The organism is Ancalomicrobiaceae bacterium S20 (assembly GCA_040269895.1).
In the GTDB taxonomy this organism is placed as follows: Bacteria; Pseudomonadota; Alphaproteobacteria; order Rhizobiales; family Ancalomicrobiaceae; genus Methyloraptor; species Methyloraptor flagellatus.
In genome coordinates, this window is sequence record CP158568.1 from 1,453,138 (window position 1) to 1,476,175 (window position 23,038).

General features: G+C 68.0%; 21 protein-coding genes, 1 tRNA gene and 1 pseudogene. 13 read left to right on the plus strand and 10 right to left on the minus strand.

Features of this window, described 5'->3' with window-relative positions:
- The first annotated feature begins 59 nt into the window (after nucleotides 1-59).
- From ABS361_06810 to ABS361_06820, 3 genes are all read left to right on the plus strand, one after another.
- A complete protein-coding gene (locus ABS361_06810) occupies nucleotides 60-920 on the plus strand; it encodes an SDR family oxidoreductase (GenBank protein ID XBY45948.1) in 861 nt (286 codons plus the stop codon).
- 127 nt (nucleotides 921-1,047) lie between these two features.
- Entirely contained in the window at nucleotides 1,048-1,557 is a 510-nt protein-coding gene (locus tag ABS361_06815; GenBank protein XBY46836.1) for a nuclear transport factor 2 family protein, read from the plus strand.
- 198 nt (nucleotides 1,558-1,755) lie between these two features.
- Complete coding sequence (locus ABS361_06820) at nucleotides 1,756-2,460, plus strand: alpha/beta fold hydrolase (GenBank protein XBY45949.1); 705 nt, start codon at nucleotides 1,756-1,758, stop codon at nucleotides 2,458-2,460.
- 225 nt (nucleotides 2,461-2,685) lie between these two features.
- On the opposite strand, the gene parE is transcribed toward ABS361_06820, so the two are convergent.
- The 8 genes from parE to ABS361_06860 all read right to left on the minus strand — a co-directional run bounded on the left by parE (nucleotide 2,686) and on the right by ABS361_06860 (nucleotide 11,614).
- Nucleotides 2,686-4,827, minus strand: a complete 2,142-nt coding sequence (parE, locus tag ABS361_06825) for a DNA topoisomerase IV subunit B (GenBank protein ID XBY45950.1) — start codon at nucleotides 4,825-4,827, stop codon at nucleotides 2,686-2,688.
- Nucleotides 4,828-5,177: 350 nt separating this feature from the next.
- Complete coding sequence (locus ABS361_06830) at nucleotides 5,178-6,266, minus strand: polysaccharide deacetylase family protein (GenBank protein ID XBY45951.1); 1,089 nt, start codon at nucleotides 6,264-6,266, stop codon at nucleotides 5,178-5,180.
- 178 nt (nucleotides 6,267-6,444) lie between these two features.
- On the minus strand, nucleotides 6,445-7,647 hold the full coding sequence (locus ABS361_06835) for a hypothetical protein (protein XBY45952.1): 1,203 nt from the start codon (nucleotides 7,645-7,647) through the stop codon (nucleotides 6,445-6,447).
- A gap of 246 nt (nucleotides 7,648-7,893) precedes the next feature.
- A complete protein-coding gene (locus tag ABS361_06840; protein XBY45953.1) occupies nucleotides 7,894-8,286 on the minus strand; it encodes a DoxX family protein in 393 nt (130 codons plus the stop codon).
- 173 nt (nucleotides 8,287-8,459) lie between these two features.
- Nucleotides 8,460-9,251: a type I methionyl aminopeptidase gene (gene map, locus ABS361_06845; GenBank protein ID XBY45954.1), complete on the minus strand. Its 792-nt coding sequence runs from the start codon at nucleotides 9,249-9,251 to the stop codon at nucleotides 8,460-8,462.
- The gene (locus ABS361_06850) at nucleotides 9,248-9,475 is read right to left on the minus strand and encodes a ParD-like family protein (protein ID XBY45955.1); all 228 of its coding nucleotides are present in this window, start codon (nucleotides 9,473-9,475) and stop codon (nucleotides 9,248-9,250) included. The genes map and ABS361_06850 overlap by 4 nt, the downstream gene beginning before the upstream one ends.
- Nucleotides 9,476-9,753: 278 nt before the next feature.
- On the minus strand, nucleotides 9,754-11,166 hold the full coding sequence (gene glnA, locus ABS361_06855) for a type I glutamate--ammonia ligase (GenBank protein ID XBY45956.1): 1,413 nt from the start codon (nucleotides 11,164-11,166) through the stop codon (nucleotides 9,754-9,756).
- Between the two features lie 109 nt (nucleotides 11,167-11,275).
- Nucleotides 11,276-11,614: a P-II family nitrogen regulator gene (locus ABS361_06860; GenBank protein ID XBY45957.1), complete on the minus strand. Its 339-nt coding sequence runs from the start codon at nucleotides 11,612-11,614 to the stop codon at nucleotides 11,276-11,278.
- A 253-nt stretch (nucleotides 11,615-11,867) separates the two neighbouring features.
- On the opposite strand from ABS361_06860, the pseudogene ABS361_06865 reads away from it, so the two are divergent.
- The 5 genes and pseudogenes from ABS361_06865 to ABS361_06885 all read left to right on the plus strand — a co-directional run bounded on the left by ABS361_06865 (nucleotide 11,868) and on the right by ABS361_06885 (nucleotide 16,123).
- Nucleotides 11,868-12,275: pseudogene (locus tag ABS361_06865) on the plus strand (dienelactone hydrolase family protein).
- A gap of 29 nt (nucleotides 12,276-12,304) precedes the next feature.
- Complete coding sequence (locus ABS361_06870) at nucleotides 12,305-12,718, plus strand: dienelactone hydrolase family protein (GenBank protein ID XBY46837.1); 414 nt, start codon at nucleotides 12,305-12,307, stop codon at nucleotides 12,716-12,718.
- 218 nt (nucleotides 12,719-12,936) lie between these two features.
- Nucleotides 12,937-13,410, plus strand: a complete 474-nt coding sequence (locus tag ABS361_06875) for a type III secretion system chaperone (GenBank protein XBY45958.1) — start codon at nucleotides 12,937-12,939, stop codon at nucleotides 13,408-13,410.
- 16 nt (nucleotides 13,411-13,426) lie between these two features.
- A complete protein-coding gene (locus ABS361_06880) occupies nucleotides 13,427-14,263 on the plus strand; it encodes a hypothetical protein (protein ID XBY45959.1) in 837 nt (278 codons plus the stop codon).
- Nucleotides 14,264-14,503: 240 nt separating this feature from the next.
- Nucleotides 14,504-16,123: an NAD(P)H-hydrate dehydratase gene (locus ABS361_06885; GenBank protein ID XBY46838.1), complete on the plus strand. Its 1,620-nt coding sequence runs from the start codon at nucleotides 14,504-14,506 to the stop codon at nucleotides 16,121-16,123.
- A gap of 55 nt (nucleotides 16,124-16,178) precedes the next feature.
- Here ABS361_06885 and ABS361_06890 read toward each other — a convergent pair whose 3' ends face one another.
- Nucleotides 16,179-16,673, minus strand: a complete 495-nt coding sequence (locus ABS361_06890; protein XBY45960.1) for a group III truncated hemoglobin — start codon at nucleotides 16,671-16,673, stop codon at nucleotides 16,179-16,181.
- A gap of 68 nt (nucleotides 16,674-16,741) precedes the next feature.
- Between ABS361_06890 and ABS361_06895 the strand changes: the two genes are divergently transcribed.
- From ABS361_06895 to clpX, 5 genes are all read left to right on the plus strand, one after another.
- A complete protein-coding gene (locus tag ABS361_06895) occupies nucleotides 16,742-17,536 on the plus strand; it encodes a GNAT family N-acetyltransferase (GenBank protein ID XBY45961.1) in 795 nt (264 codons plus the stop codon).
- A 97-nt stretch (nucleotides 17,537-17,633) separates the two neighbouring features.
- Nucleotides 17,634-17,718 (plus strand) — tRNA-Leu (locus tag ABS361_06900).
- 322 nt (nucleotides 17,719-18,040) lie between these two features.
- A complete protein-coding gene (tig, locus tag ABS361_06905) occupies nucleotides 18,041-19,387 on the plus strand; it encodes a trigger factor (protein XBY45962.1) in 1,347 nt (448 codons plus the stop codon).
- Nucleotides 19,388-19,884: 497 nt separating this feature from the next.
- Nucleotides 19,885-20,511: an ATP-dependent Clp protease proteolytic subunit gene (locus ABS361_06910; GenBank protein ID XBY45963.1), complete on the plus strand. Its 627-nt coding sequence runs from the start codon at nucleotides 19,885-19,887 to the stop codon at nucleotides 20,509-20,511.
- A gap of 441 nt (nucleotides 20,512-20,952) precedes the next feature.
- Entirely contained in the window at nucleotides 20,953-22,215 is a 1,263-nt protein-coding gene (gene clpX, locus ABS361_06915; protein ID XBY45964.1) for an ATP-dependent Clp protease ATP-binding subunit ClpX, read from the plus strand.
- Nucleotides 22,216-22,356: 141 nt separating this feature from the next.
- Here clpX and ABS361_06920 read toward each other — a convergent pair whose 3' ends face one another.
- Nucleotides 22,357-22,809, minus strand: a complete 453-nt coding sequence (locus ABS361_06920; GenBank protein ID XBY45965.1) for a hypothetical protein — start codon at nucleotides 22,807-22,809, stop codon at nucleotides 22,357-22,359.
- Nucleotides 22,810-23,038 lie beyond the last annotated feature (229 nt).

The window sequence follows — 23,038 nt, forward strand, 5'->3', positions numbered from 1 at the left end:
CGCTTATCGGTCTCTATTGTAGACCAGTCTTCAAGTCGAGACCAACAGGAGTTTCGTTCATGTCGCCCCGCATTCTCGTCACTGCCGCCACCGGTCAGCTCGGCCGCCTCGTTGTCCAGGCGCTCCTCGCCACTGTTCCGGCCGCGTCGATCGTCGCCGCCGTGCGATCGCCGGACAAGGCCGCCGATCTCGCCGCGCTGGGCGTCGAGGTGCGCGCCGCCGACTATTCGAAGCCCGAGACGCTCGGCCCGGCGCTCGCCGGCATCGATCGGGTGCTGCTGATCTCGTCGAGCGAGATCGGCCAGCGGACCACCCAGCACGCCAACGTGATCGACGCGGCGGTGAAGGCGGGCGTGAAGCGGCTCGTCTATACGAGCATCCTGCATGCCGACACCTCGCCGCTCGGTCTCGCCGCGGAGCATGTCGCGACCGAGAAGCGTATCGTTGCCTCGGGCCTGCCTTACGTGTTGCTGCGCAACAGCTGGTATCTGGAGAACTACAACGCCAACATCCAGCCGGCGATCGCGCATGGTGCCGTGTTCGGGGCGGCCGGCGATGGGCGGATCGCGGCCGCGTCGCGCGCGGACTATGCCGACGCCGCCGCCAAGGCGCTGACCCTGGATGCGCCGGCAAGCCTCTACGAGCTGGCCGGCGACGAGGCTTTCACGATGGCGGAGTGGGCCGCGGCCCTCGCCGAGGTTTCCGGCAAGCCGGTCGTCTATCAAAACATGCCGCAGGCCGACTATGCCGCGTTGCTGGTGCAGATCGGTCTGCCGGCACCCTTCGCCGATCTGCTGGCCGATTCCGACGTCGGCGCCTCGAAGGGCGGGCTCTTCGACGACAGCCGCACGCTGAGCCGGCTGATCGGCCGGCCGACCACCACGCTGAAGAGCGCGCTCGCGGCGGCGCTGAAGGGCTGATCGCCCGTTCTTTTCCCACCAACCGACCGCGCGCCGCCCCCGCTCGCGCGGTCGGTCTCCCGGGCGGTCGTCCCCCGACGGCCGCCCGCTCTTTTCACCGCACCACCGGCGAGGCCCCAAGGTGTCGATGTCGTCGATCTCGAAATCTCCGATCGCCGCGGCGCTTCTGGGCGCTCTCGCCATTGCTGCCGTCGGAACGGCGGCCGCGCAGGAGGCGGTGGTCGGCGCCGGCGACGCCGAGGCGCTGTTCACCAGCCCGGATCCGAAGCTCCACGCCAACAAGCAGGTGGTCTATCGCGTGGTGCGCGATCTGCTCGAGGCGAACCACTGGGAACTCGCCGAGGACCTGATCACGGAGCGCTACATCCAGCACAATCCGAATGCAGTCTCGGGCCGCGCCGGCGTGGTGGCTTATTTCACCCAGGTGCTGAAGCGGGCGCCGACGCCGATTCCGGCCAGGATCAGCACGCCGATCGTCGCCGTGACCGCCGAGGGCGACCTCGTCACCGTGCTCTATCCGCGCGTGCTGCCCGACAAGGCCGATCCGTCGAAGACCTATTCGACCACCTGGTTCGATACCTGGCGGATCAAGGACGGCAAGATCGACGAGCATTGGGATCCGGCGACGCGGGATTGAGTTCCTCCCGCCTCGGTTCGGACGGCCGTTCGCCGCGCGCCGGCCGGCGCGTCGCCGTTCCGCGGGTTGATTTGACCATCCCGCGCCCGGTTCATGGTTCAGCTTGACGGGTGGGCGGATTCGTCCGCATCGATCCTTCTCTCGAACCGGCGGGGGCGGGCGGTCGCGGCGATCGCCGGCCCCGCCGAGGAGCTGCCGATGACCGACGACACGCCGATCCTGCTTGTTCCGGGCCTCAACTGCACGGGGCTTCTCTACGGGCCGCAGATCGCGCGATTCGGCGCGGCCGGGCGCGCAATGATCGTCGCGGACCACACGGTCGCCGATACGATCGACGGCATCGCCGAGGCCATTCTGGCCCGAGCGCCGGAGCGGTTCTCGCTCGTCGGTCTGTCGATGGGCGGCTACGTGTCGATGGCGATCCTGCGCCGCGCGCCCGAGCGGGTCGCGCGGCTCGCACTGCTCGACACCCAGGCGCAAGCCGATACCGAAGCGGCGCGCGAGGCGCGTCTCCAGCAGATCGCCATCGCCGAGAGGGGCGGCTTCGACCGCATTCCCGGCCTGCAGCTGCCGCGTCTGCTCGCGCCCGCGCATCAAGGCAGTGAGACCCTGGTCGCAATCGTGCGCGAGATGGCGGAGGCGACCGGGCCGGCGGCCTTCGTGCGCCAGCAGACCGCGATCATGAACCGGATCGACGCCCGCCCGCACCTCGGCGCGATCGCCTGTCCGACGCTGGTGCTGGTCGGGGCCGAGGACGCCATCACGCCGGTCGCGGTCGCGCGCGAGATGGCCGAGGCGATCCCCGACGCGCATCTGGCGATCGTGCCCGGCGCCGGGCATCTGTCGACGCTCGAAGCGCCCGACGCCGTCAACGCGGCGCTGGCGGACTGGCTTATCACCTGACGATTTTCGCGATCCGCGATCGGTCGTTCCGCGACGGAGCGATATCGAGCGCCGATTGCCGGTGGCCCCGGCAGGGGGGCGTTGGACCGACGCCGCGGGTGAACGGCGGCTCGACGACCGGGTCGCCAAACAGGCTCGGTCCGGCCGGGCGCGCGATCGTACGCCGTGTCCGTCCTGGAGCGAGGGTCTTCGCAGACCGCGCGCCGGGTCTTCCCCTTGGCGCGTTCAGATGTCGAGATCGACCTCGTCGGCGAAGGCGGCGCGCTCCTGGATGAAGGCGAAGCGGGCTTCGGGCTTGTTGCCCATCAGCCGCTCGACCGAATCCTTGGTCGCCTCGGCGTCGTCCTCGACCACCTGGACGCGCAGCAGCGTGCGCGTCTTCGGGTCCATGGTCGTCTCCTTCAACTGCCCCGGCATCATTTCGCCGAGACCCTTGAAGCGGCCGATTTCCGGCTTCTTGCCCTTGAAGGTGGTCGCGAGCAGTTGTTCGCGGTGGGCGTCGTCGCGGGCGTAGACGGTCTTGGAGCCGTGGGTGATGCGGTAGAGCGGCGGCACCGCCAGATAGAGGTGGCCGGCGCGGATCAGCTCCGGCATCTCGCGGTAGAAGAAGGTGATCAGCAGCGAGGCGATGTGGGCGCCGTCGACGTCGGCGTCGGTCATCACGACGACCTTGTCGTAGCGCAGCTCGGCGTCGCGGTAGCTCGCGCGCGTGCCGCAGCCGAGCGCCTGGATTAGGTCGGCGAGCTGCTGGTTGGCGCCGAGCTTGTCGCGCGTGGCATTGGCGACGTTGAGGATCTTGCCGCGGAGCGGCAGCACGGCCTGGCTCTGGCGGTCGCGCGCCTGCTTGGCGGAGCCACCGGCCGAGTCACCCTCGACAATAAAGATTTCAGAGCCTTGCGCGGCAGTGTTCGAGCAATCTGCGAGCTTGCCGGGCAGGCGGAGCTTGCGAACGGCAGTCTTGCGCAGCACCTCCTTCTCCTGGCGGCGCTTCAGGCGCTCCTCGGCGCGTTCGATCGACCAGTCGAGCAGGCGGCCGGCCTGCGCCGGCGAGGCCGCGATCCAGTGATCGAAGGCGTCCTTGATCGCCTGATCGACGATGCGGGTCGCCTCGCCGGTGGCGAGCTTGTCCTTGGTCTGGCCGACGAATTCCGGCTCGCGGATGAACACCGAGAGCAGCGCGCCGGCCGAGGTCATCACGTCGTCGGTGGTCAGCACGCCCGCGCGCTTGTTGCCGACGAGGTCGGCATAGGCGCGTAGGCCCCGGAGCAGCGCGACGCGCAGGCCCTGTTCGTGCGTGCCGCCTTCCGGCGTGGGCACGGTGTTGCAGTAGGACGAGACGAAGCCGTCGCCGGCGAACCAGGCGACGGCCCATTCGACCGCGCCATGGCCCTTCACGTCGTTCTTGCCGGCGAAGACGTCGTCGACGACGAGGCGCTCGCCCTTCAGCCGCTCGGCTAGGAAGTCCTTGAGGCCGCCGGGGAAATGGAACACCGCCTTGTCGGGCGTGTCGGTGCCGGCGACGAGTTCGGGCGCGCAGGACCAGCGGATCTCGACGCCACCGAACAGGTACGCCTTCGAGCGCGCCATGCGGAACAGACGGGCCGGATCGAAGCGCGCGCCGGCGCCGAAGATCTGCTCGTCGGGCCGGAACCGCACGGTGGTGCCGCGCCGGTTCATCACCTCGCCGAGTTCCTCGAGACCGGAAATCGGATGTCCGCGCGAAAAACGCTGCCGATAGAGCCGGCGGTTCTTGGCGACTTCCACTTCGAGCAGCTCGGACAGGGCATTGACCACCGAGACGCCGACGCCGTGCAGGCCGCCCGAGGTCTCGTAGGCCTTGCCGTCGAACTTGCCGCCCGAATGCAGCATGGTCATGATCACTTCGAGCGCCGACTTGCCCGGATATTTCGGGTGCGGGTCGACCGGAATGCCGCGGCCGTTGTCGAACACCGACAGCATGCCGTCGGCGGCGAGCTCGACCTCGATGAAGCTCGCATGGCCGGCGACGGCCTCGTCCATGGCGTTGTCGATCACCTCGGCGAACAGGTGATGCAGCGCCTTTTCGTCGGTGCCGCCGATGTACATGCCCGGACGCCGGCGCACCGGCTCCAGCCCCTCCAGCACCTCGATGTGCGAGGCGTTGTAGTCCGCTTCGCCCGGGGTGCCGCCGGAGCTCGCGCGCGGCGCAGGCCGCGCAGCGGGCGCGCCCTGGCTCGCCGCCGCGACCGCCTGGCGGGCCGCGGCAGCGGCGGCCGGACGGGTTGCCCCACCTGCCGAACCCGCTTCCCGCCGCGCCTCGGCGCTCGCGGTCGACCGCGCAGCGGCGGTCGTGGGCATGCTCGCGAAGAGATCGTCAGACTTGGCCATCGGTCCTTCCGGGCCGCCGATCACGGCGGCGACATGCAGCGATCATGATCCGCCCGCTGGCGGCGGCTTGGGGCGAGCGCCGGCGCCCCGATACGTCGAAACCGGCTTATCATGCAAGTCGGGAGCCGTCCCGGAACGGAACAGATCCAGGCTCCGAATCATGGGGATTGTCGCACGGAACGTGCTTTCCATCGATGTTTATGTTCGCAATTTGTTCCAGTGGCGTCAAGCTTTTCCGCCGAAAAGAGATCAATCGACCTCGATGGTCACGAGGTGGTGCCGTGCATGATCGCGCGCGTTGGGCAGGGGGATTGATCCGTCGGTCCGGAGCGGGGCGGGCGCGATCGCGATCAGCCGACCAGCCGGAACGGCAGGCCGGTGACCAGCGCCTCGACGGCGGCGCGGCTCTGATGCAGCCCGTTCAACGATATGCGCGGCAGCGCGTAGAGGTCGGGGGCGCCGGTCGCGCCGATCACGCCGGGGCGGGTGGTGACGGCGAGATCGAGGCCCGCCGCCCGGACGGCCGCAGCCTCGCGCGGGCCGAAGGCGCCGCGAAACCCATAAGGATAGGCGAGCGCCTTCGGGCGCCGACCGACCCAGGTCTCGACAGCGGCGATCGATCGGCCGATCTCCTGCTCGAGGCGTTCGGGCGTGGCGTGGTGCAGATTGACGTGGGTCTCGCTATGCGCGCCGAAGCCGGCGAGCGGATCGGCCTCGGCGAGCGCGGTCAGCGCCGCGGCGTCCATGACGTCCTGTTCGACGAGGGCGAGCGGATCGACCCCGGCGGCGCGCGCGACGGCATCGAGACGGGCGATGGCGGCGTCCTCGTTCGGGCCGGTCACGGCGGCTGCGATCCTGGCGAAGGCGCGTGCGCGCAGCGCCGGCGTGGCGCAGGCGAGCCGTTCCGGGCCGTCGCCGAAATCGATCTCGATCTCGGTGCGGCCGTTGAACAGCGCCTCGGCGGTCTCCCACCACATGCTGGTGCGGCGTTCGACGAAGCCCGAGCAGACGAACAGCGTGTAGGGCACGCCGTGCGCCCGGAAAACCGGCGCGGCATAGGTCGGGCAATCGACATAGGCGTCGTCGACCGTGAAGACGCAGTAGCGCGTCCGGTCGGTCGGGTCGGCGAGGCGCTCGGGCAGCGCGTCGAGCGCCAGCGGCACGAGGCCGGCCGTCTTGATGGTGCGGATCGCCAGATCGAGAAACGCGGGCGTCACCGACAGATGCGCATTGGGGCCGTGCTCGTGCGTGCCGGCCGGGCGGACATGGTGGAGCGTGAAGATCGCGCCGCGTCCGGCCGACGGCGACACCACGCCGGCGCGCTTCAGCCCGGCGGTCGCCAGCAGGGCGGTGCGGATGAGGGCGACGCCGAGGCGATTGGTCACGCCGTGGCCCCGCTGCTGCTGACGCGGCACGACAAGGCGGCCCGCGTCTGACACGGACGCAGGCTCGCGTCGGAGGATCGCGACGCAGGCACGCAGACGATCCGGGTCTTGTCCGTTGTCATCATGAAAGCCGTGTCAGCCGAGCCGGTGCGCCAGGCTACCGGAAAACCACCATCAACAACGCTCGCGAGCATAGCCTCGCGCGCTTGCCAAGTCTTTAAGCGAAATTGCGTCATCCCGTCTTCATCATGACGGCGATTGTCAGCATCTGCAATGAGACGCCGACGAGAAGCAACAGCCGAAACATCACGATCTGCTCGGGGCGGACCGCGACTGCGAGATAGACTGCCAGAACCGGCAGAAGATCGATCAGCGGCCGGCCGAGGCCGTAACGCGGCAGATCGGAGGAGATCGCGAACAGGCCGAGCATCGGCAGAACCGCGAGTGCCGCAAAGGCCACGGTGCGGTCGCGCGGCGCGAAGAAAAGGAAGAGGAGCCACGGGCATTTGGCCAGGAACGAGGCCCCGGCGGGGTCGAGACCGACCAGCCGCACCATGCGTGGCGGATCGAACACCAGCGAAAAGCCTTGGACCGCCATCGCAGCGAGGTTCGCCGGCACGACCGCGAGCGAATAGGCGCCGAAGGCCTTGATCCGTTCGGCGGCGACGATGTCGCCGGGCGTTGCGGCCGCGGATAGCGCGGCGGTCGCCTGACCGGTCTCGAACGGCGCGCCGAAACGCATCCAGTCATAGAACAGCAGGAACAGCACCGGCACGGCCGCGCCGATCGCGATCGCCCCGAATTTTGTCAGGGTCTCCGGCGACGGCGGTAGCACCCGGGCCTTGGTGGTCAGCGTCAAAGCGCCGACGAAGGGCAGGAGGAACAGCGCTGTCGGCCGACACAGGAAGGCGAGGCCGAGCGCGAAACCGGCGGTCATCAGCCGGCCGGCGATCGCCTCGCCGATCGCAAGGCTGGCCATCAGGAACCCCGCGACGGCGGCAAACAGCGCCAGCCGGTCGCCGCGCGCGACGGTCTCGGCGAGCGGCGAGGCGGCGCCGAGCGCCACCAGCAGCCAGAGCCTCAGACGTGGCTCGATGCCGAGCCGGACGAAGATCCGGTGCCAGACCAGCAGCGCAAGGCCGGCGAGCAGAATGGACAGCAGCACGAAGCCGGAGAAGCCGGATCCGGACTTGATGACGAAAGGCATTGCGAGCACGGCCGGGAAGGGCGGGGCCGCAAGGTAGTTCAATCCGCCGGCGGCGACACAGTGCTGGTCGAAGCAGCCGCGGAAGTCGTAGTGGCCGTGCAGGAAGGCGTCGGCGAGCAGCGCATAGGAATTGGCGCTCGGCGCCTCGCCGAGGCCGCGCAGCACGATCAGCGCCAGCACGGCTGCGACAGTCGCGAGAAGCACGAAGACGAGGAGGCGGTGGCGCATCGCGGGTCCGGTCGGCTCGTCGGCGGTCGCCGCGGTCGGCAGGGCCGACGCGCCGGCGACCGGCTCCGTTCGTGGGCGGGACCGGCCATGTTGCGTGCCGATCTCCGAATCGTCCGTGATGCTACCCGATCGGCGCGACGGACGGTCGATCGCGCGGCGATCGAGGGGGTCTCGAACGCGAACGCCGCCGCGGTCCCTCGGGACGGCGACGGCGTCGAACGGATCGGACGCGCGGTCGATCGACGATCAAGCCTTCTTGCGCCAGGCGTCGACCGAGTAGGCGCCGGCGCCGTGGGCGTAGATCATCAGGAAGCCGCCGGCGATGGTCAGGTTCTTCATGAAGTTGATCATCTGGCCCTGGTTGGCCGGGTCGTAGTGGAACAGCACGGCCGAGATCACGCAGAAGCCGGCGAGCAGGATCGAGACGATCCGGGCATAGACGCCGAACAGGATCATGAGGCCGCCGACGAGTTCCACGGCGATCACGAGCGGCAGCAGGCCGGCCGGCACGCCCTTCGAGGCCATGTACCCGGCAGTCGCGGCATAGCCGCCGATCTTGGTCCAGCCGGACATGATGAACATGAACGACAGGAGCAGGCGGGCGACGGGGACGGCGAGGGAGGTCAGCGGATAGGTCATCGGGGCGGGCTCCTGTCGAGGCAACGGCGGGACATGCGCCGGACGGAACGGCCGGCTACGACGAAAGTTCAGGTCGCCGGATAGCCGAGTGTGCCGGGTCGCGATAGCCCGGCCGGCGTCGACGGACTGTCTACGGATTGTTACCGATGATAAGCGCGTGATCGCGGTGCGGACTAGGCGGCGGCGCGTTTCCGGCCCGGACCACCGGGCTGTTCGTCCGGCCGCAAGGTCAAGACCGCGACGCCCGACGCGGTGACCGCCACGGTGTGTTCGAACTGCGCGGAGAGCGAGCCGTCCTCGGTCACGACGGTCCAGCCGTCGGCCTCGGTCCTGACCCGGCGCCGGCCGCGGTTGAGCATCGGCTCGATCGTGAAGACCATGCCTTCCTCGAGCACGGGGCCGATGCCGGCCTTGCCGAAATGCAGCACCTGCGGCGGCTCGTGCATCTGGCGACCGATGCCGTGGCCGCAGTACTCGTGCACCACCGAATAGCCGTGCCGCTTGGCGTGGCGCTCGATCGCCCAGCCGACGTCACCGAGCCTCGCGCCGGGTCGCACGGCGCGGATGCCGGCCCACATCGCCTGATAGGCGGTCTCCACCAGCCGCCGCGCGGCCGGATCGACCGCGCCGATGAGGTAGGTCTTGCTGGAATCGGCGATGAAGCCGTTCTTCTCGATAGTGATGTCGAGGTTCACGATGTCGCCGTCGCGCAGGATTGTCGTCGCCGACGGCACGCCGTGACAGACCACCTCGTTGACCGAGGCGTTGAGCACGAAGCCGTAGCCGTATTGCCCCTTGCTCGCCGGCCGCGCCTGCAGGTCTTCGACGATATAGCGCTCGACCAGGGCATCGATGTCGAGCGTCGACCGGCCGGCGAGCGGCGTGCGGTCGAGCATGGTGAAGACCGAGGCCAGCAGGCGGCCGGATTCGGCCATCAGGGCGAGCTCCCAGGGCTGCTTGGTCATGCGGCGTCGACCGCCGGGGCGCCGTCGGCGATCGCCCGCGGATCGACGCCGGCCGCGCGCAGTTCGCGGGCCATGATCTCGGCGAAACCGAGCGTCGGGTTCAGCTCGCAGAGCATGCCGATCCTGATCCAGTAGGCCGCCTGCGCATTGATCGAGCGGCAGGCGACCTTGCTCGCGCGCCGCAACTGTTCGTGCAGATCCTCGTCGATGTTCACGATGCCCATGGTGGCCCCCGTCTATGGTTCGAATACGAAACGCATATGATCCGTATATCCTGGTGCCAGGCGGATGGCGAGGGGCGGCGTGCGGCGCGGAGCCCCGGCTGTTCGCGTGACGTCGCGGACAGGCGGCGGCCGACGAGGTCCGGGCCGGGGCCCCGCGCGGGATCCGCCCCGCCCCGATAGCTGCCCCGTTCGGTGTGCGCCGTCCGAAACGAAACGGGGCGCCCGAAGGCGCCCCGCTCGCGGGCCGTGAGACCCGAAATTGCCGATCGGACGACCGATTAGACCGAGTAGTACATCTCGTACTCGACCGGATGCGGGGTCATCTCGTAGCGCATCAGCTCTTCCCACTTGAGCTCGATGTAGCTCTCGATGAAGTCCGCGTCGAACACGCCGCCGGCGGTGAGGAAGGCGTTGTCCTTCTTCAGGCTCTCGAGAGCCTCGCGCAGCGAACCGCAGACGGTCGGGATCTTCTTGAGCTCCTTCGGCGGCAGATCGTAGAGGTTCTTGTCCATCGCCTGGCCGGGATGGATCTTGTTCACGATGCCGTCGAGGCCGGCCATCAGCATCGCCGCGAAGGCGAGGTACGGATTGGCGGTCGGATCGGGGAAGCGGACCTCGACGCGCTTTGCCTTCGGCGAGGTGGTGTACGGGATGCGGCAGGACGCCGAACGGTTACGCGCCGAGTAGGCGAGCAGAACCGGGGCCTCGTAGCCCGGGACGAGACGCTTGTAGGAGTTCGTCGACGGGTTGGTGAAGGCGTTCAGCGCCTTGGCGTGCTTCAGGATGCCGCCGATGTAGTAGAGGCAGGTCTCGGAGAGATCCGCATACTGGTTGCCGGCGAACACCGGCTTGCCGTCCTTCCAGATCGACTGGTGGACGTGCATGCCCGAGCCGTTGTCGCCGAAGATCGGCTTCGGCATGAAGGTGGCCGACTTGCCGTAGGCCTGCGCGACCTGATGGATGCAGTACTTGTAGATCTGCATCTGGTCGCCCATCACGGTGAGCGTGTTGAACTTCATGCCCAGCTCGTGCTGAGCCGAAGCCACCTCGTGATGGTGCTTCTCGACCGTGACGCCCATCTTGGCCATCATGGCGAGCATTTCGCCGCGGATGTCCTGGCAGGAGTCGATCGGCGGCACGGGGAAGTAGCCGCCCTTGGTCTTGACGTGGTGGCCGAGGTTGCCGCCCTCGTAGTCGGTGTCGGTGTTGATCGGCAGCTCCGGATCATCGACCTGGAAGCCGGTCTTGTACGGCGACGCCGAGTACTTGACGTCCGAGAAGATGAAGAATTCGGCTTCCGGGCCAACGACGACGGTGTCGCCGACGCCGAGCGACTTCATGTACTCCTCGGCCTTCTTGGCGATGCCGCGCGGGTCGCGGGTGTAGCGCTCGCCGGTCGACGGCTCGAGGATGTCGCAGACGATCGACAGGGTGGTCTGCGCGAAGAACGGATCGATGACGGCCGTGGACGGGTCCGGCATCAGCATCATGTCGGACTCGTTGATGGCCTTCCATCCGGCGATCGACGAGCCGTCGAAGGCGGTGCCTTCGGCGAAGATGTCCTCGTCGACCATGGTGACGTCGAAGGTCACGTGCTGCCACTTGCCGCGCGGGTCGGTGAAGCGGAAGTCGACGTACTTGACGTCGTTTTCCTTGATCAGCTTGAGGACGTCTTTCGCAGTCTTGGTCATGGGACCTGCCCCTTGCGTTTACCTGATGCGTCCTGCCGACGGGCGTCGGCGGACAGGCGGGATACTTCCGGGAATCTCAGTCTTGGCCCGAGCGCGCTTGCGCGAGGGGTCAGATGGCGTCGAGCCCGGTCTCACCGGTGCGGATGCGCACCGCTTCCTCGATGTTGGAGACGAAGATCTTGCCGTCGCCGATCCGGCCCGTCTGGGCGGCCTTGCGAATGGCATCGACCGCCTTCTCGACCAACTCGTCGGGAAGCACGATCTCGACTTTGACCTTCGGCAGGAAGTCGACGACATATTCGGCGCCCCGATAGAGCTCCGTGTGTCCCTTCTGCCGGCCGAAGCCCTTCGCCTCCGTGACGGTGATGCCCTGGAGACCGACCTCCTGGAGCGCCTCCTTCACCTCGTCGAGCTTGAAGGGCTTGATGATGGCCTCGATTTTCTTCATCGCCTCCGATACTCCGAAGAAATGTGAGGGGACCGGCGAGCCGATCCGCGCCCGTCTTTAGCACAAGCCGTGCCAGTGCCAAGGCACAATGAAAGTGCCGAGGTTTAGCGCAGATTGGTGCGCGGCCGGCATCTTGGCCCGGCGACGCCCTATGGGCAAGGGATTAAAAACTATGCAATTGCTCACGAAATGGACGTGTGCGCTGCACAGGACGCGGGCCGTGGCTCATGCGATGGCCCGAAAGCCCGCTGTCATGTCGGCTCGGGGCATCGTCGCGGCCGCCGGGCTGCTCGCGGCGACGGCATCGGCGGTGACGCCGGCCGCGGCCGCGGAGGAGCGCATCGCGCTGCCTCCGATTGCAGGCGAGGCCCCGGAACGCCTCGACGCGGCGTTGTTTCGCGCGGGCAGCGGACCCGCGCCGCTCGTGGTGGCGCTGCACGGATGCGGGGGCCTGCGGACCAGCAAGGGCGAACTCTCCAGGCGCCATGCCGACTGGGCCGAACGGCTGAATCGGCTCGGCTACTCGGTGCTGTTCCCGGACAGTTTCGCCTCGCGCGGCGTGACGTCGCAGTGCAAGGCGAAGGACCGGGTCGCGCGCGCCTCGCGCGAAAGGGTCGATGACGTGCGACGCGCGCTCGCCTGGGCCGCGGCGCAGCCCTTCGTCGATTCGCGCGCGATTCATCTGCTCGGCTGGTCGAACGGCGGTTCGACCGTGCTGTCGGCGGTGCAGCCGGGGCGGGGGCGCGCGTCGGGGCCCCGGACTTTGCGAGCGCGGTCGCGTTCTATCCCGGCTGCCGGGTCGCGGCGGCATCGGCGCGCTGGCGGACGCGGGTCGACCTGCTGATCCTGATCGGTGAGGCCGACGACTGGACGCCGGCCGCGCCCTGCGAGGCGCTGGCGACGGCGCACGGGGACCGGGTGTCGATTCGGACTTATCCCGGCGCGTACCACGAGTTCGATCACCCCGGCATCGCGATCCACGAACGCCGCGGGCTCGCATTTTCGGGGAACGGGACCGGTGTTGCCCATCTCGGCACGGATCCGGCCGCGCGGGCCGATGTGGTCGAGCGGGTGCCGGCCTTTTTCGCCGCGCATCGGCGCTGATTGTCGTTGCGACCCGGGCCGTTTCGATCGGTGCGTTTCGCGCCCGGTGGACCTTGACGGTCGAGCCGCCGTCCGGGCCGTCCGGGCCGATCAGCGCGGAGACGTACGAAAAGGCGTGGCTGCGACTTTCGTGACAATGGTTTCGTTCTGCCGGTGCTAGGTCTCGGTCATGGGCGCCGCTCGATCGGGAGCGACGCTACAGACGAGGACCAGCCCTGATGAGCGGCACGACTACCCGTAATCGGATCTTTGATGTTCTGCTCGGCGATTATGGGGCGCTCATCGGCATTCCTGACCTTGTTTTCGACGACAGCAACCGGGTCACGCTCGGCTTCGACGGTATCGTCATCACGATGGAGGCGGTCGACGAGGTCGCCGGCCTCGTTCTGACCTCCGAGATCGACGTGCCGACCGATACATCCTTCGAGGACCTGCGGGCGCGTCTGCTGCAGGGCGCGGTGCAGCTGTTCCGGACCGGACATGGCTTCGTCGGGCTCGACTTCGTCATTGAGGCGATGGTCTGGACCAATCGCGTCACGGTCGGCGGCCTGGCGGCCTCCGTCCTGCACCGTCAGATCCAGGAGGCGATCCTTTCGATCGGCCTTTGGCAGGACTTCATCCATCGGCGTCAGCCGGAGGCGGCCGGCGCCGACGAGATCGACGCCCTTTCCAACACTTTCATTCGCGTCTGATCGAGGAGGGGCGGCTATGTCCAAGATCACCAATGCGCATCTGAATTCCATACTTCAGGCCAAGACCAAGGACACCTACCTGACGTCCGACAAGAATCACACGCAAGTCGGGACGACGACCGGCGGCCGGGTGGCGGTCTGGTTCAAGAGCCTCACTTTCGGCGGACACAAGGGCAATCTGCGCGGCAAGGAACTGCTCGTCGACAGCCTGCTCAAGGAACTCGGTGGCCGCGGCATGCTGAAACAGGGCGTCGCCGAGGAGATCAGGGCGGCGATCGGCGTCAAGGGCGGCCGTCCGCTGCCGATGGCGACCGCGCAGAAGGTCATCAATCAGTTCTTGCCGCAGGATAAACTCGTCGACAAGCCGAAGCTGACGCCCGAGCAGCTCATCGAGAACCTGATGCACAAGGCCGAGGCGAAGAAGGGCAACCGGCCGAATGCGGAAGGTCAGATCGTCCAGAATCTCCAGCAGCAGAAGCCGCTCGAGCAGCCGCCGAACGAGATCGGCCACCGGAACGAGCCGCCGATCGAGCGCGGGGGCAACAGGCCGGTTCGTATCGACAAGATCGATCACAACAAGGTCGAGAACGACGACGAGGAAATGAACGAGATCATGAGGCAGGTCGACGATATCCATCTCGACGAGCTCGTGAACGAATTCAGCCCCAAAGGATCGGAAGAGCAGGTCGGCGTCGAGCCGACGAAGAAGCGCGGCATCGAGGCGCCGCGGCAGCGCATGGCCGAGACGGTTCATTCCGATTTCGACATGGAGGACATCATGTCGGAGGTGAACGATCTGGCCGAGAAGGAAAACCTGAAGGCCAAGGGCGGCGGGACGGGCAAGAACGACTGACCGTTCGCTTGCTGTCGGTCGTACAGATTCTCGATCGGCGTGGCTCCGCGCCGATCGCGGGGCGTTCGGATGCTTGGTGCGGGCGCTTGCGCGAGCGCTGATCGGCGTATGCGCGGGGCGCGGCATCTGCTTTCCGATGTGGGTTTGTATGGCGTGGCCGGCCATGGCCTCTTGCGGATCGGCGCGTAACCGGGTCGACTGCGCGTCCCCGAGCAGCGAACCCCTTGGACCAGCATCTTGATCGATCTTCTCAGCCCAGACGAAATGGCGCGCGCCGACCGGCTGACGATCGAGGCCGGCACGACCGGGTTCCAGCTCATGGAGCGCGCGGGCCGCGCGGTTGCCGATGCGGTGGCGTTCCGCCATCCGCTCGGCACGCGCGTGCTGGTGCTGTGCGGTCCCGGCAACAACGGCGGCGACGGCTTCGTCGCCGCGCGCGTGCTGGCCGATCGTGGCTATATCCTGCGGGTCGCGCTGCATGGAGACCGCGAGCGGCTGAAGGGCGATGCGGCGATGGCCGCGCAGCGCTGGACCGGGCCGGTCGAGACCGCCTCGGCCGCGACGATCGAACGGCTGCTGCAGGGTGTCGGCACGGTGGTCGTGGCGCTGTTCGGCGCCGGGTTGTCGCGGCCGCTCGAGGGCGATGCCGCGGCGATCGTCGATGCGGTCAATGCGCGTGGTCTGCCGGTCGTGGCGGTCGATCTGCCCTCGGGCATCGACGGGGCGACAGGGCGGATCATGGGTACGGCGGTGCGTGCCGGCACGACCGTGACCTTCTTCCGCAAGAAGCCCGGCCATCTGCTGATGCCCGGACGGGTCCACTGCGGCAACGTCGTGGTCGCCGACATCGGCATCGAGCCCTGGGTGCTCGACGAGATCCGACCGACCGTATTCGTCAACCGGCCGGGCTTGTGGGGCGCGGCGTTGCGCGCGCCCTCGGTCGAGGATCACAAATATACCCGCGGCCATGCGGTGGTCGTCTCGGGCTCCATGATCCACACCGGCGCGGCGCGGCTCGCCGCGCATGCGGCCTTGCGGGTTGGCGCCGGGCTGGTGACGCTCGCGTCGCCGCCGGATGCGCTGATGGTCAACGCCCATCACCTGACCGCCGTCATGCTGGCGCGCATGGACGGCGCGGAAGGGCTGGCCGAGATCCTGGCCGATCGGCGCAAGAACGCCGTCGTGATCGGCCCGGCCTGCGGTGTCGGGCCGGAAACCCGCGCCAAGGTCGAAGCGATCCTCGACGGCGGCGGGCGCGCCGCCGTGCTCGATGCCGACGCGCTGACCAGTTTCAAGGACGATCCGGAAGCGCTGTTCGCCCGGATCCGCGTCCACGGCGGCCCGGTGGTGCTGACGCCGCACGAAGGCGAATTCGCGCGGCTGTTTCCCGATCTCGCGCTGCAGCCGCCGGCCGGACAGCCGTTCCGCTCCAAGGTCGAACGCGCGCGCGCCGCGGTCGCGCGTTCGGGCGCGACGGTGATCCTGAAAGGTCCGGACACGGTGATCGCCGGGCCCGACGGCCGCGCCGCGATCAATGACAATGCGCCGCCGGATCTCGGCACCGCCGGTTCGGGCGACGTGCTGGCCGGGCTCGTCGGCGGGCTCCTGGCGCGCGGGCTGCCGGGCTTCGAGGCGGCGGCGGCGGCGGTCTGGCTGCATGGCGAATGCGGCCGGCTGGCCGGGCCGGGATTGATCGCGGAGGACCTGGCCGATCGGCTGCCGGCCGCGCTGCGCAGCCTCTATGCCGCGCCGCCGCCGCCCGAGGATCGTTCGCGGCCGACGGCGCCGCATGTCCGGATCTCGGCGCCGATCGATCTCGCCGAGATCGAGGACGAGGACGATTACGGCGGCTCGGACTGAGCCGCGCCGGTCTGTTGTGCCGGCCAGTAACCCCAGTCGGCCGCATCCTTGGGCGTCAGAGCTTGGCGGCTTCCATGCGCTCGACGGTCGTCGTGTCCCGGCCGCGGAAATAGGCGAGCCCGAGCCGGAACGAGTGCGCGACCCGCTCGGCGCGGTCGACGAACAGCGCGGCGACCTCCGGTTCGCAGACCTCGGCGACCGTGTCGCGGAACAGCTTCAGCCAGATGGCGAAATGGACGTCGTCGAGGCCGGGCAGCTGAATGTGCTTCGGCATCGGCCGGCCGTCGTAGGTGCGGGTGCCGAGCAGCATCGACGACCAGAACCCGACCATGACGCCGAGATGGCGCGGCCAATCGTCGGGCGCGATCGCGTCCTCGAAGATCGGACCGATGACGGGATCGGCGCGCACCGCGCGATAGAAGGTGTAGACGACCTCGCGCACCTTGGCCTCGTCGAGGCTCACCGGCACCACGGTGCCGTCGGAGAGGACGACGCGGCGGCGGGCCGGGATCGGCTCGGGTTCATCGTCTGTGGCGGATTGTTGCGGCACTCTTGGTCTCCTTCAGCGCCTCGGCGCTCTGCCCAGAGATCGACAGGACGGCCCGCGGATCAATCGGTATGATCGCGGAGGTGACGACAAATGGCGGCGCTGCTGGCGTTCTTCTCCGGTCCAAGTCAATCATCGCCGACGATCCGGCATCGTGGTCCGCAACAGAAGTGGGGGCTGGGGGTATGACCGAAAGTCTGGTTCGGCCGATCTATAGTGCACTCGCCACCCGTCATTCGTCCGTAGCGCTCGGCGACGATCGCGCGAAACGTTTCTTACCCTCGATCAGCCCGTTCGCCTGCAGCCGCAACGACAGCGCCGACGCCGTCGCCGCGCTGGCCGGGTTGGTCGAACCGGGCGACGGGCTTGTGTTCTTGCAGGGCGATCCGGTCGTGCTGCCGGACGTCCTTACTGCCGAGATCAGCGCCGACGGCGTTCAATTGGTAGCCGAAGCACCGATCGAAAGCGGGCCGGACCCGGAGATCATGCGGCTCGGACCGGCGGACGCGGCCGACATGCTGGCGCTGGCAACGATCGCGCAGCCGGGGCCTTTCACGCTGGAGGCGCAGCGCCTCGGCGTGTTCTGGGGCGTCCGCCGCGACGGCGTGCTCGTGGCCATGGCCGGCGAGCGGCTCGGCCAGCCGGGCTTCACGGAGGTGTCCGGCGTCGCCACGCATCCGGATTTCCGCGGTCTCGGGCTCGCCCGGCGACTGTCGCTCCGCGTTGCTGCCGACATCTGCGCGCGTGGCGAGCGGCCGTTCCTGCACGCCTATGCCGCCAACGCGGCGGCGATCGCACTCTATCGCTCGATCGGCTTTTCGGTGTCGCGGCCGATGTTCGTCTGCTTCGCGCGACGCAACGCCTGAGGGATATGGCCTGTCCACGCCGTTCGGCGTGGGGCCACTTGCCCACCCGCCGAACCGGCACTAAGGTCCGGCGCGATCGATCGACCGTCACCGACGCGCGGGCGTGGTGGAATTGGTAGACACGCCGGATTTAGGTTCCGGTGGCGCAAGCTTTGGGGGTTCGAGTCCCTCCGCCCGCACCAGGTCTCGTCCCGGTTCGCCGGCACACGGAGGCGCGGGCGGCGTCGGCCAGCCGGCAAACCGGCTTCGACCAGCTCGGACGGGCGTCGGCGATGCGCCTTTGCTGCGTTCTCCCCGGCGGAATCGGCGGGGAACACGCTTTTCCTCTTGTCCTTCGCCCCCCGGGGCGATTATGAAGCCGCACCGAAATTGCGAGGGTCGTCCAGGATCGCCGGACGACGTGGCCCCCAAGGCCGGCGGAGCGCGTCCCTCGACGCGTGCGACCGCCGCGCCCCGGCGACCTCGAACGAACACCCGAACGGGCGATACAGGACGTCTTATCCCATGCAGGTGACCGAAACCCTCTCCGAAGGCCTGAAGCGCGAATTGAGCTTCGTCGTCCCGGCTTCCGAGCTGGCCAGCCGGCTCGACAAGCGTCTGGCCGAGATGAAGGACAAGGTCCGCATCAACGGCTTCCGCCCGGGCAAGGTCCCGGCCGCGCACCTGAAGCGGCTGGTCGGCAAGTCCGAGATGGCGCAGATCATCGACACCGTCATCGGCGACGCGATCCGCACCACCGTCGAGGAGCGCAAGGAGCGCCCGGCGCTGAACCCGGAAGTGAAGCTCGCCGACACCGTCGATGGCGAAAAGCTCGTCGAGGGCCAGGCCGATCTCGCGTTCTCGGCCAGCTACGAGCTGCTGCCGACCTTCGAGCTCAAGGACATCTCGGGCGTCGAGCTCGAGCGTCCGGTCGCCGAGGTGTCCGACGCCGAGGTGCAGGAGCAGCTCGACCGGATCGCCGAGGGCAATCGCCCGTTCAACGCCAAGGACGAGGGTGCCAAGGCCGAGAACGGCGATCGCGTGACGATCGATTTCGTCGGCCGCATCGACGGCGAGGCCTTCGAGGGCGGTTCGGCCGAGGGCGTCGACCTCGTGCTCGGCTCGGGCCAGTTCATCCCGGGCTTCGAGGAGCAGCTCGTCGGTGCCAAGGCCGGCGACGAGGTCACCGTCAAGGTGACGTTCCCGGCCGAGTATCCGGCCGCCCATCTCGCCGGCAAGGCGGCGGAATTCGCCGTCACGGTGAAGGGCGTCGCCGCGCCGGGCGAGCTCGCGCTCGATGACGAGTGGGCGAAGAAGCTCGGCATGGAGTCGCTCGACAAGGTTAAGGACGCGATCCGCGACCAGATCCGCTCGGGCTACGAGGCGGCGACCCGCGCCAAGGTCAAGCGCGCGCTGCTCGACAAGCTCGACGAGGCCTATGACTTCGCGCTGCCGACGAAGCTGGTCGACAGCGAGTTCGAGACGATCTGGAAGCAGGCCACCGAGGAGATGGAGCGGGCCGGCCGCACCTTCGCCGACGAGGAGACGACCGAGGAGGCCGCTCGCGCGGACTACCTGAAGATCGCGGCCCGCCGCGTTCGCCTCGGCCTGGTCCTCTCGGAGGTCGGCGAGAAGAACAGCGTGCAGGTGACCGACGAGGAGGTCAGCCGCGCCCTCGTCGAGCGTGCCCGCCAGTTCCCGGGCCAGGAAAAGCAGGTGTTCGACTACTACCGCTCGAACCCGATGGCGCTCGCGACGCTGCGCGCGCCGCTGTTCGAGGAGAAGGTCGTCGACTTCCTGCTCGGCCAGGCCAAGGTGACCGACAAGGTCGTCACCAAGGAAGAGCTGATGAAGGATCCGGAAGAGGCGTGATCGCCGGCTCCGGACCGACACGTCCGACATGCGACACTTTCGACGGCCCGTGCGTTTCGCGCGGGCCGTCGTGCTTTTTGGGTGAGCAAGCGCGAGCGCGGCCGGCCCGACCGGCGGATGCGTTGTCACGGAACCGACATTCGCCGCTGGAACGCACCTTGCTTGGAGGGTGTCGGGATCCCAGATAGGCGTGTCACGTCGCGTTCACGGTATCGCGGGGTTCTGGGGGACGAGCGGGGATCGCCTCTTTCGCTCGCTCTCCCCATGAAATATGTATCGTTGTGAGACGGCTCGCGACGAGCGGGCTCCGAACCGCCGAAAAACGGTGCGCCGAGAAGGGGTTCACACCCTTCGAGACGGCTGGAATCGGCGACCGGGGGCAGGGCCGGACGGCCCGGATTGCCTCGCGGCCCCGCCGGATCCGGCGGTCGGAGATGAGATTTTGTGCGCCTGGGCGGGATGTTCCGCCCGGCGGAAACGGCAGGTTCAGGACCCCGATGAAGGATCCCATCGACACGTACATGAGCATGCTGGTCCCGATGGTCGTCGAGACGACGAACCGGGGCGAGCGTGCCTACGATATCTATTCGCGCCTGCTCAAGGAGCGCATCATCTTCATCACGGGTCCGATCGAGGACTACATGGCGACGCTGGTCTGTGCCCAGCTGCTGTTCCTCGAGTCGGAGAATCCGAACAAGGAAATCGCCATGTACATCAACTCGCCGGGCGGTCTCGTCACGGCGGGTCTGGCGATCTACGACACGATGCAGTTCATCAAGCCGCCGGTGGCGACGCTGTGCATCGGCCAGGCGGCCTCGATGGGCTCGCTGCTGCTGACCGCCGGCGACAAGGGCTCGCGCGCCTGCCTGCCGAACAGCCGGGTCATGGTGCATCAGCCCTCGGCCGGCTTCCGCGGTCAGGCGTCCGACATCGCGCTGCATGCCCAGGAGATCCTGGCGCTGAAGCGCCGCCTGAACGAAATCTACGTGAAGCATACCGGCCAGACGCTGGAGGCGGTGGAAACCGCGCTCGAGCGCGACAACTTCATGACGGCGGAGAAGGCCAAGGACTTCGGTCTGGTCGATGCCGTGTTCGAGAGCCGCGCGGCACTCGAAGGGGCTTGAGACGACGACAGCGTGTCGCGACCGACACGCAGGCGACCGGGGCCACGGCCCGAAGGGAACCTGCCGATCGGCCGCGACGGTGACGAGATTATCGTATGATCTTCCGGTGCGTGATGCGCCGGGTGCCTGCGTCGTCGCCGGGCACGATCAGGAGAAGAAAAGGCTAGCCTCGCGACGACTGTTGCATCCCAAACACGGACGGGCGTCGACCTTGGTCGTCCGCTACGTCAGATGCCGGAAATGCTCCGGAGCGACATTAAGACAACCTTGATCTTTGGGCTCCTAGCATGATTGCATTGTTTCGGGGTGGCGCGAGAGGCGCCGCAGGTGGTGTTTCGAAGGACTTCGGTCCGTGAGAGACGCGATCGACGGTGAGCCTCTGGTCCGCGACGCTGAAGGAAGCGGTCGGTTCGTCCGACCGTCGCCGAGACGGGGTTGACGATGAGCAAAGTCACCGGAAGCGACACGAAGAACACCCTCTACTGCTCGTTCTGCGGCAAGTCGCAACACGAAGTCAGGAAACTCATCGCCGGACCCACGGTCTTCATCTGCGATGAATGCGTCGAACTGTGCATGGACATCATTCGCGAGGAGAACAAGTCCTCGCTGGTGAAGTCGCGTGACGGTATTCCGACGCCGCGCGAGATCCGCAAGGTCCTGGATGACTACGTCATCGGCCAGGACCATGCGAAGAAGGTCCTGTCGGTCGCGGTGCACAACCACTACAAGCGCCTGAACCACGCGTCGAAGAACAACGACGTGGAGCTGGCGAAGTCGAACGTGCTGCTGATCGGCCCGACCGGTTCGGGCAAGACGCTGCTCGCGCAGACGCTCGCCCGCATCCTCGACGTGCCGTTCACGATGTCGGATGCCACGACGCTGACCGAAGCCGGCTATGTCGGCGAGGACGTCGAGAACATCATCCTGAAGCTCCTGCAGGCGGCCGACTACAACGTCGAACGCGCGCAGCGCGGCATCGTCTACATCGACGAGGTCGACAAGATCAGCCGCAAGTCGGACAACCCCTCGATCACCCGCGACGTGTCGGGCGAGGGCGTCCAGCAGGCGCTGTTGAAGATCATGGAAGGCACGGTCGCCAGCGTGCCGCCGCAGGGCGGCCGCAAGCATCCGCAGCAGGAGTTCCTGCAGGTCGACACCACGAACATCCTGTTCGTCGTCGGCGGCGCCTTCGCGGGTCTCGACAAGATCATCGCGGACCGCGGCAAGGGCACCTCGATCGGCTTCAAGGCCAAGGTCGCGGCCCCGGAAGAGCGCCGCACCGGCGCGCTGTTCCGGATGGTCGAGCCCGAGGACTTGCTGAAGTTCGGCCTGATCCCGGAGTTCATCGGTCGTCTGCCGATCATCGCGACGCTCGAGGACCTCGACGAGGACGCGCTGATCAAGATCCTGACCGAGCCGAAGAACGCGCTCGCGCGCCAGTATCAGCGGCTGTTCGAGATGGAGGGCGTCGAGCTCGTCTTCCACGAGGACGCGCTGAAGGCGATCGCGCGCAAGGCCATCGAGCGCAAGACCGGCGCGCGCGGCCTCCGGTCGATCCTGGAGGGCATCCTGCTCGACACGATGTTCGACCTGCCGGGCCTGAAGGGCGTCAAGGAGATCGTGATCTCCGGCGAGGTCGTCGACGGCAAGGCGCGCCCGCTCTACATCTACGAGGATCAGGCCCAGGCCGCGACGTCGGCCTGAGCAGGATCTGTCGCTTCGCCGACCTGAGCCTCGATCGATGGTTCGGGCTGACGGCACAGACCAGAACGCCCGCCTTTCGGCGGGCGTTTGCGTTTTGGGGGCGGACGTCGAAGCCGGGGCTTCGGCGTCCGGCGCCGATCGTCAGGTGAACGAGCCGGTGCCGCCACCGGGCGTCCCGAGCTGGACGCCGGCGCCGGCATATTCGCCATGGCCGATGTACTTGTTGTTCTTGTACCAGGTGATCTGGAAGCCGCCGCCGCCGATGGAGAGGCCGGCCGCCTCGAAGGAGATGCCGGAGGCGCCCTTCAGCGTGTTCGGATCGACGTTGAAGCTGGCCTTGCCGGTGAGCGATCCGGTCGCGCCGAGGCCGAGCACGCCGCCCTTGCCGGTGAAGGTCAGCGTCGGGCCGCCGGGAAAGGTCAGCGTGCCGTTGACCTGCAGGTACACGAAGACATAGGCGCAGGACATCGACGACGACGAGGTCGTCCAGGTCTGCTGGCTGGCGTCGAGATCGGCGTAGAGCTTGCCCATCTCGGCGTAGTGCTGCATCAGCGCGACGTGGGTGCTGGTCGGGCTCAGATCGGTGCTGCTCATCGGACTGCCTCCTCCGGGCGGCGCCTTCGGGCGTGACGGATCGCTTCCGGTCCGCCGCCGCGACCGGGTCCGCCGACCGTCGCGGGGGCCGCGACGGATCCTGGAATGAGTTCGTCCCGGCATGCGGCCCCGGTGCGACCTGTGTGCGTGGTCCGACACGGCGTCGCCGAATGGGCCGCGGCGGCAACCGGCGCGCCGCCGCGAGGAACCCGTGGCCGGTGCCGCCACG

Excerpts from the sequence above, each read along its gene's own strand:
- glnA (XBY45956.1), bottom strand. The coding sequence starts at position 11,166 with ATGACCAAGACTGCGAAAGACGTCCTCAAGCTGATCAAGGAAAACGAC.
- ABS361_06840 (XBY45953.1), bottom strand. The coding sequence starts at position 8,286 with ATGACCTATCCGCTGACCTCCCTCGCCGTCCCCGTCGCCCGCCTGCTC.
- ABS361_06910 (XBY45963.1), top strand. The coding sequence starts at position 19,885 with ATGAAGGATCCCATCGACACGTACATGAGCATGCTGGTCCCGATGGTC.
- ABS361_06850 (XBY45955.1), bottom strand. The coding sequence starts at position 9,475 with ATGGGCATCGTGAACATCGACGAGGATCTGCACGAACAGTTGCGGCGC.
- parE (XBY45950.1), bottom strand. The coding sequence starts at position 4,827 with ATGGCCAAGTCTGACGATCTCTTCGCGAGCATGCCCACGACCGCCGCT.
- tig (XBY45962.1), top strand. The coding sequence starts at position 18,041 with ATGCAGGTGACCGAAACCCTCTCCGAAGGCCTGAAGCGCGAATTGAGC.
- ABS361_06895 (XBY45961.1), top strand. The coding sequence starts at position 16,742 with ATGATCGCGGAGGTGACGACAAATGGCGGCGCTGCTGGCGTTCTTCTC.
- ABS361_06815 (XBY46836.1), top strand. The coding sequence starts at position 1,048 with ATGTCGTCGATCTCGAAATCTCCGATCGCCGCGGCGCTTCTGGGCGCT.
- clpX (XBY45964.1), top strand. The coding sequence starts at position 20,953 with ATGAGCAAAGTCACCGGAAGCGACACGAAGAACACCCTCTACTGCTCG.
- ABS361_06875 (XBY45958.1), top strand. The coding sequence starts at position 12,937 with ATGAGCGGCACGACTACCCGTAATCGGATCTTTGATGTTCTGCTCGGC.
- ABS361_06860 (XBY45957.1), bottom strand. The coding sequence starts at position 11,614 with ATGAAGAAAATCGAGGCCATCATCAAGCCCTTCAAGCTCGACGAGGTG.
- map (XBY45954.1), bottom strand. The coding sequence starts at position 9,251 with ATGACCAAGCAGCCCTGGGAGCTCGCCCTGATGGCCGAATCCGGCCGC.
- ABS361_06880 (XBY45959.1), top strand. The coding sequence starts at position 13,427 with ATGTCCAAGATCACCAATGCGCATCTGAATTCCATACTTCAGGCCAAG.
- ABS361_06820 (XBY45949.1), top strand. The coding sequence starts at position 1,756 with ATGACCGACGACACGCCGATCCTGCTTGTTCCGGGCCTCAACTGCACG.
- ABS361_06835 (XBY45952.1), bottom strand. The coding sequence starts at position 7,647 with ATGCGCCACCGCCTCCTCGTCTTCGTGCTTCTCGCGACTGTCGCAGCC.
- ABS361_06810 (XBY45948.1), top strand. The coding sequence starts at position 60 with ATGTCGCCCCGCATTCTCGTCACTGCCGCCACCGGTCAGCTCGGCCGC.
- ABS361_06920 (XBY45965.1), bottom strand. The coding sequence starts at position 22,809 with ATGAGCAGCACCGATCTGAGCCCGACCAGCACCCACGTCGCGCTGATG.